Annotated in this window: 6 protein-coding genes and 1 pseudogene; 4 read left to right on the top strand and 3 right to left on the bottom strand. The window is 68.1% G+C overall.

Going from position 1 to position 13,489, the window contains the following annotated elements:
- Positions 1-412: 412 nt before the first annotated feature.
- Positions 413-1,285, bottom strand: a complete 873-nt coding sequence (locus OHO83_RS08810) for a M48 family metalloprotease (RefSeq protein WP_330280742.1) — start codon at positions 1,283-1,285, stop codon at positions 413-415.
- 1,484 nt (positions 1,286-2,769) lie between these two features.
- On the opposite strand from OHO83_RS08810, the gene OHO83_RS08805 reads away from it, so the two are divergent.
- Together OHO83_RS08805 and OHO83_RS08800 are read left to right on the top strand one after the other, a co-directional pair.
- A complete protein-coding gene (locus OHO83_RS08805) occupies positions 2,770-3,957 on the top strand; it encodes a vWA domain-containing protein (protein ID WP_330279082.1) in 1,188 nt (395 codons plus the stop codon).
- A 234-nt stretch (positions 3,958-4,191) separates the two neighbouring features.
- Positions 4,192-4,509, top strand: a complete 318-nt coding sequence (locus OHO83_RS08800) for a GYD domain-containing protein (RefSeq protein WP_330279081.1) — start codon at positions 4,192-4,194, stop codon at positions 4,507-4,509.
- A 116-nt stretch (positions 4,510-4,625) separates the two neighbouring features.
- Here OHO83_RS08800 and OHO83_RS08795 read toward each other — a convergent pair.
- Positions 4,626-4,921: pseudogene (locus OHO83_RS08795) on the bottom strand (tyrosine-type recombinase/integrase); the annotation flags it as partial.
- 144 nt (positions 4,922-5,065) lie between these two features.
- Complete coding sequence (locus OHO83_RS08790) at positions 5,066-8,113, bottom strand: glycosyl hydrolase (RefSeq protein WP_330279080.1); 3,048 nt, start codon at positions 8,111-8,113, stop codon at positions 5,066-5,068.
- A 584-nt stretch (positions 8,114-8,697) separates the two neighbouring features.
- On the opposite strand from OHO83_RS08790, the gene OHO83_RS08785 reads away from it, so the two are divergent.
- Positions 8,698-11,052 (top strand): MGH1-like glycoside hydrolase domain-containing protein, encoded by a 2,355-nt coding sequence (locus tag OHO83_RS08785; RefSeq protein WP_330279079.1) that lies wholly within the window; start codon positions 8,698-8,700, stop codon positions 11,050-11,052.
- A 100-nt stretch (positions 11,053-11,152) separates the two neighbouring features.
- Positions 11,153-13,144, top strand: coding sequence for a galactosylceramidase (locus OHO83_RS08780; RefSeq protein ID WP_330279078.1), 1,992 nt, complete (start codon positions 11,153-11,155; stop codon positions 13,142-13,144).
- The last annotated feature ends 345 nt before the right edge of the window (positions 13,145-13,489 follow it).

Here is a 13,489-nt window from a genome sequence, read left to right as displayed (position 1 = left end):
AGTTCTGTGTTTTGTGCGCATCAGACACAAGCATCGGCGTGCGGGCGCGCCGAACTTTCTACCTGCGGTGGGGGAGTTGCCGGGTTCATCGGCGCACGAACTTCCTCAGCGCCCCTGATGCTGCTCCCCGCAAGCGTGCCCAGACAGGGCTCTCAGCACTGGTCCTGGCCTCCGGAGCCGCAGTGCATCGCCGGAACATTGGGCTTGCGCACTCTGTGGACTGGGACGCCGCAGGCGATCCACGCGCAGCGATCTACAGATGGGTGCGCTCCGGGTCGTCCCACGGCTTGAGGGTGCCGACCAGCTGACTGCCAAAGCAGGATGCTCTGTTCTTGCCGGGGCGGCCCTTCGGTGGCAGGAGGAGCACCCGCCGCCTTGGGGTGCGTCGCCCACGCACTGCAAGTCCGGGTGGTCAGAGATCCGGGGGCCGTTCCCCGGTGACTTGCTGCCCCTTGGAGTTGTTCGCACCGGCCATTCGTTCAAGTCGGCTGAGGCGCTCGGCCATCGGTGGGTGGGTGGAGAAAAGCCTGGACAGAACGTCGTCTGGCCGGAATGGGTACGTGATCAGCATGTGGCTCATGGCCTCCAGGCGAGGCTCCGGGGGGAGAGGCAGCGCGCGGGCACCGGCTTGGAGTTTGCGAAGCGCGGATGCGAGTGCAAGTGGGTCGCCCGTCACATGGGCACCTGCTACGTCCGCCTCGTACTCCCGGTACCGACCGATGGACAGCCGGATCATGGCGTATGCGATAGGACCGAGCAAGATTGCGAGAAGTACTCCGAATATTCCCGTCGTGGCGTCACCGTCCTTCGAGCGCCCTATGGGGATCAGGCCGAGGATGGGCAGGAACATCACCGCCGAGGCGAGACCGCCCAAAACCGTGGATGTCAGGATGTCTCGGTTGTATACATGGCTGAGTTCATGCCCGATGACGCCGCGCAGCTCACGTTCATCAAGGATCTGCAGGATTCCTTCCGTAAAACAGACGGCGGCGTGACCGGGATCGCGACCAGTGGCGAAGGCATTGGGGGCCTCGGTCGGTGAGATGTAGATGCGCGGCATGGGTTGATGCGCAATGGCCGAGATCTCGCGCACCATGCGGTACAGGTGCGGCGCCTCGAACTCGCCGACGGGGCGAGCCCGCATGGCGCGAAGCGCCAGTTTGCCGCTGTTCCAGTAAACGTAAATGCCGGTACCCAGCGCGGCGACGGCGCCCACGATGATGCCCGCGTGACCGAACGTGCTCCCGATCGCGGTGGCCAGCGCGAATAGGCCACCGAGGAGCATCACGGTCTTCAATGCATTGCGCTGGGCACGCCATCGCTGGTGAGGCCACCGGGTGGCCGTGCCCTCCGCGCCTGCGTCCGCTTGTTGTCTGAGCGCACCTGTACCTGCTGCGATAGCTCTCCTGTCGCCTTGCGGAGCGGGGAGGGTGACGCTCAGCATGGCCGCAATGACGCGACGCGACAGACTGTAGTGATCGCGAAGTTGGCCACGCGTGGGCGAGACACGATGACGTTTGCCGAGTCCAAGGGCTGTTGATAGGGCTCTGCGACCAAAGTTCCCGGATTTCACACCGCCTCCTGCCGTCCAGGACCAGGCTCCGGCGTGCGATGGGGGCCTGCCCCGGAGGGCGACTGATCCGGCCTGTCATCGAGGGAACCTTCAGTTCTATGCACTGGTGAAGGTGGAGAGTCGGGTGCAGGCGGGCCGGCGACAGCGTCGCTCACGCTTTGTACTTGTCCGATCTGGGCCAGTAGGGCGGGTGCTGAGATCCCCACCGCGATGGCCGCGTACGCACCATCAATCTGTCCGGTACTGCCGAGCATCGCAGCGGCGCCAGCGCCAAGCGCGGTATGAAAGGCTGCTGCCAGGCCATCTGGCCATGGATCGACAAAGTCCCGGAACGATGGCACCTCGGTGGCTCCGCCGGAGGGGTTCTCTTGGCGATGCCTTCGGCGAGCGGTTCGCCACTCCATCGTTTGGTTGTAGAAATCCACCAGAGCCCGCAACGACCCACCCGCCGCGCCCAGCAGCAAGAGCGTCAGCGTGTCCACGGGACCCCCAGCATGGACTATTCAAGTGGCCTTCTACGAACACTACTTGAGGCAAGGATAAGGGCAGGTCCCAGTGCATCGATCACTTGGGAGGGAATGTTCTCCTGACCTAATCCAGACGTTCTGACGACACCCGCTGCGCGTGCGCATCGCAGCCACCGTCGACGCTCTGCATCACGCCGCTCGCCCGCCGCCTGGCAAGCCTCCTCGTCCCCCCGCCGGCCCTGACCTCCCGCGCGCACGGGCCCTCCTCACGGAGGCCTTCACCCCGGGGGCTGGCATCACGCGGTACCGGTGCTCGCCGCGATCGACTCCGATGCCGTCCTGTGGGTACGGGATGTCGTCTTCGCTCACTTGGGATTCAGCGACTGAGTATCCCACCCATCTCGGGCAGGACTCGGTTGGCGGCTTCGACGAGGATGAAGCGCAGCCACTGCCCAGCGCCCGCGAACGAGCCCTGAGCTTCGGCGCGGACTATACGGGGCGAACCCCCACAGCGAGCCGGTCATCGCGTCCTGCTTGCCGTGCACGGCCACCCCGTAGACAACGACGGCGTCTTCGATGCGTCGACGGCGGAGGCCGTTGGGGCTCTTGAGGAAGAGCTCAACTTGGCTACGGACAGTGTGGTGGGGGCCCGGACCGCGCCCGTGCCCGCTCGTGCGAGCGGCGATGGCTGCCGCGAAGCGCCCGGGACCACGCCCGCCGCTGCGCCCCATGTCCCCGCCCGCGCCCCCGAGTGCGGTGCGGGCGACACCGCCGGAGCGACCGGACGGCCACGGAGGGTCTGGCGACCGGCACAAACTACGTCTGGACTGGGAGAAGTTGCTGGCCGCACGGCTGCACGCGGTGAAGGTCCGCCCCTACCTGGCCGACGCGCTCTTCGCGCTGCATGTGGTGGAGGACCGTGCGGTGCCGACGATGGCGGTCGACGCGCACTGGCGCTGCTACGTGTCGCCCGGATTCGTGGACCGCACACCGCTGGAGGAGCTGGCGGGCGTCTGGGTGCACGAGGTCTCCCATCTGCTCCGTGACCATCACGGGCGCGGCGAGCGGTACGCGCGGGAGCATGAGGAGTCCGGGCCGGGCGAGCGAAGCGAGATGGGGGTCCCCCCGGCCGAAGGCTGGGGGAGGCTGCGTCGGAACATCGCCGCCGACTTCGAGATCAACGACGACATCTACGGTGACGGACTGCCGCAGCCCTTCGGGGCGGTCGTGCCGTCGCTGCTGCGACTGCCCGACGGCCTGCTGATGGAGGAATACCTGCGGACGGCGTCGATGTCCGGGCTCGCCGCGGAATTGGCCTGGCTCGACTGCGGCAGTGGTGCCGACGGGCACGACCGGCCGTGGGAGCTGGGGCCCGACGGGGCGAACGGACTCACCCGCCAGCAGCGAGACGCGGTTCGCTTCCGGGTCGCTGAGGGCATCAAGGGCCGGCCCGGCGACGCGCCGGAAGGGTGGCGGCGCTGGGCCGACGAGGCGTTCCAACCACCGCAGCCGTGGCGGCAGTTGCTGGGCGCGGCAGTCCGCTCGGCGGCGAGTGCGCCCGGAGTGGGGGAGAACCACACCTACCGGCGCCCGTCCCGCCGCTCGGCAAGCGTCCCTGGAGTGGTGCTGCCGAGCCTTCGCCGTACGCCGCCCCGCGTCTGCGTCGTCATCGACACCTCCGGCTCGGTGAGCGACGCCGAGCTGGGCAGCGCGCTCCTCGAGGTCGCGGCGATCTCGCGGGCCGTCGGCGGGCGGCGCGACCTGGTCTCGGTGATCTCCTGTGACGCGGCGGCCGGCGTCGCCGTCCCGGCCGTCGTAAAACCCCTCGTCCCAGGTCCTGGCAGGACACCCTGGCCCGCTCCACAGTGTGTGGGTCGACGGCGGACGGGATCGAAGCGGGGGAGAGTGGTGAGTTGAGGTGGGTGGACGATGTGCCGTTGGAAGGCGAAGGTCTCTTCGCCGCTGATTGACCGACCGTCGGTTGACACCCCGCCCATCAGCAGACAGAGCCACCACTGCAATTCATGATGCCGCGGTCAGCGGAAAAGTCCAGGTTCTAACGAGTGAACCCAGCCGTTCCGCGCGTAGCGGCCGATGTGACAGCGGGAAGGTCATTCCACACCGGACAAACGATGGGCAGGAAGCATCCCGATGCCGAAGTTCCTCATCCGGGCCACCTACACGCCCGAGGGCACCAAGGGTCTGCTCAAGGAAGGCGCGAGCAGCCGTCGCGCCGCCGTCGACCATGTCGTCACCAACCTCGGCGGGCAGGTCGAGGCCATGTACTTCGCCTTCGGGGAGGACGACATCGTACTTATCGTCGACTTCCCCGACCCGGTCTCCATGGCGGCCGTCAGCCTCACCGTCAAAGCCAGCGGAGCCCTGCACACCCCCGGTACCCGGAACCGACCGTGCCGCCTACCGCCGTCCGTAACCGACCAGGCAGTGTCGCCTGACATCACCGGCTGACAACTCCTAAAGCGGGTGTCGCAGATTCGAATCCTGCCGGGGGCACCAGGCGAAAGGCCACCTACCGATCTTGGTAGGTGGCCTTTGACATCTGCTTCTGACATCAACGGGGTCGGTCACTGACGACCGGGACGCCTCTTCCCAGGCAGCCGGTCCATGTGGCTCATAGCCTCGCGCTGCGTGTCCTGCACGACGTGCGTGTACACGTCCATCGTGATGCTGATCTGGGAGTGCCCGAGGATCTCCATCACGACGCGGGGCGCGACTCCGGCCGCCGGGAGAAGGGTCGCCGTGCCGTGTCGGCATCGTGGAGGCGGATGACCTGGATGCCGGCGGACTCGGCGACGCGCGTGAACGAGCGATTGATGTTGCGCGGCTCGACCTGGCGGCCGGTACGAGTGGTGAAGACCGTACGGGCACGAGTCTGATCACGCCCAGCCCGTGGCTTGGCGCATCGCTCAAGGTCAGCCGCGGTGAAGTAGTTTTGGCACCCTACGGGGAGTCGGCTTGTCGTCACCCCGGCTGATCACGAGAGGCCCGGGCGCGCCCCGAGGTGTCAGCCGATGCGGGCCTGTCCGTACGGCACCAGTCGGACCGGGCCGGTCAGGCCGTACTGCTGGCGAGCGAGCCCGCCGTAGACATCGGGGTCGCTCACCCGCAGCCGGTTGGCGAGGGTGGATGCCACCTCCACCTCGATCGTGTTGTCACCTCGCTTCAGCCACGGGCCGACGTCCACCACCGGGTTGATCTGGTCGACGGGGTCGAGCTGTCTGCCGTTGACGGTCACGCGGCAGGTACCGCTCGGCGTGCCCAGTTCCAGGTAGGCGCCGTATCCGCCGGTCCATGGCCGTTCCAGGGTGACGGTGGTGCGATAGCGGCCCACCCCAGAGACGTCCTCCAGGCCCTCCAGCTGCGACCAGGGCGCCAGAGCGTCGAGCTTCAGGTCGTGCCCCGTCACGGTGGTCGTGGTCGGGGCACCTCCCGGTCGCCAGTCCTCCACGTGCAGCTGCCAGGCCGACAGCACCCTGGGCTCCGGCACCTCACCGATCGTGGTGCTGACGGTCGTTGTGGAAGCGTCCTGGGACAGCACGGTGTCGAAGGTGACGGCGGCTGAGTGGCGGACCGTCAGATCACCGTTCACGAACTGCACGGACTCGGCCTGGCTGCTCACGGCGTGCGGCTGTTTGCCGCCGCGGTCGCCGAAGAGGCCCGGCCGGCCGATGGCCACGAGCAGCGTCTCGGCGGGGTGGAGGGCCACGCGCAGCTGGATGGAGTCGCCGTCCTCCGCATACCGGCCGATGCGGCGAGCGTTTCCGGTCCACGGGTCGAGTAGATAGGGGACGCCGTCGTATCCGGTCCGGCGCAGAGTGACCTCGTGGTCTATGGGGGCGACCGGTGGCTTCACGTTCTCGGCGTGCTTGCCGTTGCACAGGTAGTAGTAGTCGACGCCGTTGGCGACCCGATGGGCATTGAGTAGCGTGGAAGCAGTCGCGTACCGGACGTCCGGCTGTACACCCAGGTCGGCCAAGGCCGCCGGGACGTCGGCCTTGTCTGACACCCTGCGCACCCGTGGCTGGGTGAGCAGCTCGCCGATGAGCGTCCGCAGTCGCTCGTTCTCGCCGTCGGCGGGCAGGCCGGGCACCGTCGCGGTGTCCCAGGCGCCCAGCATGACGATGGGAAGGCCGGCTTTGGTGAAGTCCAGGAGCCGTTCGGCGTCCCGCACCCGGAGTGTGCAGGCGGAACCGGAGAAGAAGTCACCCTCGATGAACAGCGCCTTGTAGGCGGGGCCTTGGGGAGCGAGCCGGCCGCCCGAAACTTTCGCGCCCGGCAGTTCCAGCAGTGGGGCGCTGATGAACTGGTGGGCCCAGCCGAGGGGAACGCCGCTCGCGGTGAACCACGAGGCGCCGATCCCGGTCGCGGTGTACCCGGTCTGGCGAAACACCGCGACGTCGGCTCGGGCGGTGCCGGACTGCAGAACTTGGTGGATGCGGCTGAGGTAGCCGGAGATGTCCGGGACATGCTGCCAGGTCGGCTGCCGAGGTCCCCAGGATTCCCCGTAACCGACCTTGCCGTGGTAGGGGGTGAACGCCGCGTAGCCCGGCCACTTGACGCCGGGCGCCGTGGCGTACGAGAAACCGTGCACCACGGTCTGGTTGACCCCGGCTGCGTAGGCTCCGCCCATCGTGGTCAGGAACTTCTGCCATGTCGTGTTGTAGGCGCCTCCCGTGTAGGCGCCCGACTCGCAGGACAGGATGGTCTGGCCGGCCATGTCGCGTCCGCCCGCCAGGCAACGGTAGTCGTCGAGGTTCTTGAATCCGAGTGATTCGCCTTCGGGTATGTCCAGGATCGAAGCGGTGGTGATCGCGTCGGTCTGCAATCCGTACGGCTGCATCCGCAGCTTCAGGCCGAGGGAGTGCGCCCACTTCTTCAGCACCGCGACATGGTGGTCGTCGAAGAGCCTGGAGACGGTCTCCCAGAAGTCGTGCCGGACCTGGCGGGTGAGTGCGGCGTCGAAGGCGAAGACCTGGTTGCTCTTGTTGAGGATCACTGCGGGCAGATACGGCTCCAACGCGTAACCGCAGTGCTTCTCGAATGCGGCGGGCAGGCCGGGGGTCCACTGGAGTGCGGCGGTCTCGATCTCGAGCGAGTCCTCGAAGAGGGCGCCTCCGGCCTTCTTGAGTAGCCTGCGGACCGGGGCGGTCAGGATGTGCGCTTCCCAGAAGTCGATCACTGCCTGGGCGCCGGCCTCGCTGAAGTGGTCCACGACGTACGCGGTGGGGGAGGTGTGGGGACCGGACTCCGGGGTCTGGCCGGAGCCGCGCAGCCAGTAGGCGATGAGGACCCATTCGCCGTCCGGCGGTGCGGTCCAGCTGATGGATCCGTCGGCGACCTGGTCGGTCAGATCGCGCACGGAGGAGAAGCTGAGTCCGGTCTCCTTGCGCGTGGAGTTGGCGGTGTCGACCCGCGCTGCCTGTACGAGGATCAGCTGTTGGCGTGTGACGCCCGACGCGGCGGCGACGAGGGGCGCCGGGACTGGTCCCGTGTAGGTCGCTCCGCCGGCCACCTGCACTGAACCATGAGCGAGTTCCTTGACGGCGGCCTCGCTGTCCGCAGTGATGGAGGGGACTGCCGTGGGCCAGCTGGGACCCGCTGTGAGGTCGATGGTGATCCCGCGTTTGGCGGCCTGGTCCAGGGCGGCCTCGACGCGGGCCGTCCACACCGGGGTGCCCCAACCGTTCTCGGCTACGTGGAGCACCGTCTTGTCGTCCAGGCTGTGGGTGACTGCGGCGATCTCCACGCCGCCGAACCCGGCGTCGGCGATCTGGTCCACCTCGCGTCTGATCTCGCGCGGGTCCACCAGGCCGTCCGGCCACCACCAGCGGAACCTCGGCTGCACCGGCCGTCCGGGGTGCGCGAGCCAGCCTGTGCGGTCGACCTGGGCCGCTGCGGACGCTGGGGTGGCCGCGGACCCGGGGGAGGCGGCCAGCGCGGTGCCGGTTGGGGTGCTCCAGGCCAGCGCGGTGCCTGCTCCCGCGACGGCCGCGGTCCGCAGCAGTCGTCGGCGGGTGAAGCTGTGGTCGTCCTGGGCGTCGGTGTCACTCATCGTGGTGTCTCTCCTTGCTGCACGTGCCACGCCGGCGAACCGACCGGGCGCACGCATGAGCGAAGCCACTACGGATGGACCGGCGACGCTTTCTGAGGAAGATTTGAATCGTTTTAACGGACCGGGACGTTAGGGCGACACGGCTTGGGAAGCAAGGGGTCTGCGCCCAACAAGCGAAATTGAGCGGTTACTTGCAGGTAGTGAGCTCATGTCTTGGTAATCACGACAGCACTCCCCGTTGACGGCTTCGATGGAGGGTGCTGAGAATGATGCCGCGACTGAAACATTTCATATCCGTCCGTCAGGTCGCCGTCACGCGCGTCGCGTGGGCGGTCAGTCCTCCATGTCCAGACGGTGACCTGTACCTGTGCGCGGAAACGAGAGGTCAGATGACGCACGGTCATGTTCCCAGACGTCAATTTCTCAGGACGGTGGGCGCCACCGGACTCGGCGCATCGGCGGCCGCCCTGGCTGCCGGCTCCGGCATTGCTCAGGCCGCCCCGCCGGGCTCGGCATCCGGAGGCCGCCCCGCTCAAGATCGCGAGACGGCCCTGCCGTATCCAACGGTGCAACGACCGTTCGCGATGCCTGGCATCAAGGACCAGGACTGGACAGGCGCGCTCTTCGTCGGTGAGGGAGAGTCCAGATTCGCGCTCCGCATAGGCCTGCTCACCGAGACGGGCAAGGTCATCCGCGAGAAGATGACGAACAACCTCTGGCGCATGGGGCCGATGGCACCCGACGGCGCCTACAAAGAGGTCCAGGTCAGCACCGACGAACGCAAGGTCACACCGACGCATCTCGAAGCCCTGCGCGAGGTGATCGCACACCCGCAGCAGTGGTCCGCCGCCGAAGTCTCCGACGCCACCTCGAAACTGCCGTCCCTGCAGAAGCAGTACGACGACACGCAGAGCCAGAAGCACACCATCCGGGTCCGCTACGCCCGTGCCGACGACGGCAGTTCCGTGGTCGGATCCGTCACCGCACTCGACGACGACACGACGGTTTTCCTTGAGGTCGCGACGCCCTGGGGCGAGGACGCGGCCTTCGCGCTGGACGGCCAGAACGTGACCGGCACCGCGCCGGGTCTGCTGCAGACGTCCCGCACCGGCCACTTCCGGCTGGCGCCCGCCGAACCCGCCGACAGCAGTGGCTGCTACGCCTCCATCGCCGACATGATCGCCGACATGACCGGCGCCACCACCGGTGCCCCCGGCACCGCGGCAGCCGCCCTGCGGTACCGGCTGAGCAAGGGTCAGGCCCTCACCTTCGCCGCCACCGTCGGCGGACGGCCGCCGCGGCTCGACCCGCCGGAGCCACATGAAGTGGAGCGGGCACTCGCCACCGCCGAGGCATCGGTTCGCAGGGACAACCTGACCGGCTCGGGTCCGGCGGGGCGGGCGGCGGACGCCGTGCGCGACGCGCTGTCTCTCAACACCAACTACGACAAGAACCATCAACGCGCCTTCGTGATGTGGGGATGGGGCGGCGGGGGCGGCCTCTTCACGGGGTGGGACTCGGCCTTCGACGCCATCGACGCCGCACTCGTGAGCCGGCCACTGGCCACGCAGCACGAGACGGACATCTTCGACGCGGACGCACCGCCCAACCAGGTCCCGCTGAAGGGGCCGCGCTACGACCAGCAGAACTCCGGCCCGATGCACGCATACGCCGCTTGGCGGCTGTACACCAAGTTCGGCGAGGTGGCGGTCCTGAAGAAGGCGTACCCCACGCTCGTCGCTTACTACGACCTACTGCCGGAGTGGGACGCGGACGGCGACGGGCTGCTGGAATCTCCCTACTTCGGAGACCGGGTCGGCGGCCGGGGCAACCACCTCGGGCTGGACGACAGCCCCGTGTACGCCAACTACCGGCGCATCCCCAAAGTGGGCGGCAGCGGGGACGGCCGCGACAACACCGACCTCACCGACGTGGCGCTCAACTCGTACTACGCACTGCTCGCCGAGACGCTGGCGAAGATGGCCGAAGTGCTGGGCAGAACGGCGGACGCGGCACGGTTTACCGCGCACCACGAGACGATCCGGCGGCTGCTCAACGACAGGCTGTGGCACCCGCAGCGGCGCCTCTACCTGAGCCGCTACCTGGACGGAACCTGGAACGAGGTGGTCACGCCGACCGTCTTCTACCCGCTGTTCGCCGGCATCGCGACGCAGGACCGGGCGAAGATCCTGGTGCGGGAGCACCTGCTCGACCCGCAGGAGTTCTGGGGCGAGTACGTCGTGCCCAGCGTCGCGCGCAACGACCCGGCCTACTGCAGCGGCGGCCCGGTGCACCCACGCTCCGAACACTTCAAGTTCTTCGACCGATACGGCGAGGACACCGCCCCCGAGCAGTGGAAGGGCGCGGTGTGGCCCCCCATGAATGCCACCGTGTACGACGGTCTCAAGCGGTACGGCTTCGACGACGTCGCCGGCGAATTCGCCGCGCGGAGCACCGCGATGTACCTCGATGCCTGGGACAAGGACAACTGGTTCCCCGAGTCCTTCGACCCCGTTCCCGGCCAGTCCATCATGGACTCCGCCGTCGACTCCGCCTGGCGCACCTACTCCTGGTCCAACGCCATGGCCGTGCAGAGCCTGCACGAACTGATCTCCGACAACCCCTGGGGAGGCGACCCGTCGGGCATCATGTTCGGCACCCTCTCGCTGCCCGGCACCAACGCCATCGCCAACGTGCGACTGCGTGGGCACACGTATGCCGTCTCCGCCGGGCCGTCCCGCACCACACTCGTCCGGGACGGCAGCGTTGTGTTCCGGGCCACCGGCGCGCGCGTCGCGGTACGCAACTTCCTGCTTCGAGCGTCCGGGGTCTCCTTCGACGTCAACGCGGACGGCCGGGTTGACATCGAGGTGTCCCCGGAGCGCGGCCGGGCGCGCCGGACACAGGTGCGCGCGGGATGGACCCATGTCGAGCTGTGACACCCGTACCCCTCGCAACGAGAAGAGAGGTCCCATGCCCAGCGCCAGAACACCGTCTTCCGGCCGATGGTGGCAGCCGGCCTGCCGTTCCCTGTGGGCGGTGGGCGCCCTACTCATCGCCTGCCTGGCAGCGCTCCTCACACCCACGGCCAGTGCCGGCACCGGCACGGTCCAGTCGATCAGCGTCGATAGCCGCGGCACAGGACGAGTCTTCGACGGAATCGGGGCTATCAGCGGGGGCGGCGGCACATCCCGGCTGCTCGTCGACTACCCGAAGCGGCAGCGCGACCAGATCCTCGACTACCTCTTCAAACCCGGATACGGAGCCTCGCTGCAGATTCTGAAGGTGGAGATCGGCTCCGACACCAACTCCAGCAACGGAGCCGAACCCAGCCACATGCGCACGCCGACCGACGTCAACTGCGAGCGCGGGTACGAGTGGTGGCTGATGGACCAGGCGAAGAAACGCAACCCGCAGATCCAGTTCTACGGACTCGAGTGGGGCGCTCCCGGGTGGTTCGACGGTGGATTCTGGTCGACGGACAACATCAACTACCTGATGCAGTGGCTGGGCTGCGCGAAAAAGCACCACCTGGACGTCAACTATCTCGGCGGCTGGAACGAGAAGGGCTGGGACGCCGCCTGGTACGGGAAGCTGAAGGCCGCGCTCGTGAAGAACGGCTACCCCGACGTCAAGGTGGTCGCCGCCGACAACGCGGGCTGGAAGGTGGCCACCGACATGAAGAACGACCCGGCCTTCGCCAAGGCCGTGGACGTCGTCGGCATCCACTACCCCTGCTCGGAGATCCACTGCTCGAGCTCACCGGACGCCCTCGGTCTGGACAAGCCGCTGTTCGCCAGCGAATCGGGCTGGAACAACTACCTCACCGGAGCGCCCCGGCTCGCCGCGGAGATGAACCACGAGTACGTCGATTCCCGCATCACGGGGTTCATCAACTGGCCGGCCGCGTACGCCTGGTACCCCACCGTCCAGATGCAGGGCAGCGGCCTGCTGCGCGCCAACGAACCATGGAGCGGCCACTATGAACTAGGCCCGACGCTGTGGACCATGGCCCAGACCGCGCAGTTCACGCGTCCCGGCTGGCGCTACGTCGACTCGGCCAGCGGCTACCTCGACGGCGGCGGCACCTACGTGACGTTGCAGTCGCCGGGCAAGCCGCGGGCCTACACGACGGTTTTCGAGACGACCGCTGCGACGGCCCCGCAGACTGTCGCGGTCACACCGGCCGGGCACCTTCCCCGCGGCGCGCTGCACCGGTGGTCGACCACACTGGGATCCACCGACCCGGCGGACTGGTTCGTCCGCGGCGCCGACGTGTCTCCGGACGCCCGGGGCAGTAACACCGTCACCCTGCAGCCCGGCACTGTCACGACGCTCACCACGATGCCCGGCGGGGAGGGCCGGGCCGCGAGGACGGCGCCTGCGTCGACGACGATGCCGCTGCCCTACCGCGACACCTTCGACGGATACCGCGACGGTGCCACCCCCCGATACCTGTCGGACATGGAGGGCGCGTTCCAGGTGGCGCCCTGCTCCGCCGCACCGCAGGCCGCACCCGGCAGCGGGGGCACCGGTGGTTGTCTGCAGCAGGCCATCACGACCCAGCCCATCAGGTGGTCGAAGGTCCCCAGCCCGCTCACCCTCGTCGGGGACAGCCAGTGGACCGACTACACCGTGTCCGCCAAGGTGATGATCCACCAGTCCGGCACGGCATCGCTGCTCGGCCGGGTGGTGAACCAGCTCAACTCGGTCGGGCCCGACCACTCCAACGTGTGGGAGGGCTACTACCTGAAGCTGTCGGACACCGGCTCCTGGGCCCTGGAGGCCGTCATGCCGGACAAGACCAAGCGGACCCTGGACCAGGGCGACCTGCCGACCGCCGGAGCGGACACCTGGCACCGGCTCGCACTCGACTTCTCCGGGGAGCGGATCACCGCGACGGTCGACGGCACCCCGGTCGCCGAGGTCACCGACACCACGTACGACCACGGCCAGGCCGGTCTGGGGCTCGACTCCTATCAGTCCTCCCAGTTCGACGACGTGGCGGTCGCACCGGAGCCGAACCGGTAGGTCGCAACCGAACGCCGGTCCGCATCCCGCCGGTGAGACACCAAGGGGTAACGCCACACCTGGGCGGCACCCGCAGTCAGGTATGCGGAGGTGGGCGCTGCCTGGTGCCTGCCGACCGCCCATGGCGTGGCAGCGGCCCGCCTCGGGCCACGCGCCCGTTCCACCCACTCGTTCTCCGCGTTCATCCAGCTTTGCGAGGCATGTATGACCACTTGGAAGAGGAGACACAAGACCGCCCTCACCACCGCGACCTCGGCAGCGCTTGTGGTGATGGCCCTTATCGCACCACAGGCGGCGGATGGGGCCACCGCCCCCGGCGCCGCTTTCTCCGGGGCCCTGCCTTCA

Origin of the sequence: Streptomyces sp. NBC_00569, from assembly GCF_036345255.1 — a bacterium.
Classification (GTDB): Bacteria; Actinomycetota; Actinomycetes; order Streptomycetales; family Streptomycetaceae; genus Streptomyces.
Note: the sequence above shows the minus strand (reverse complement) of the source record. Positions and strands in the feature narration are given on the sequence as shown.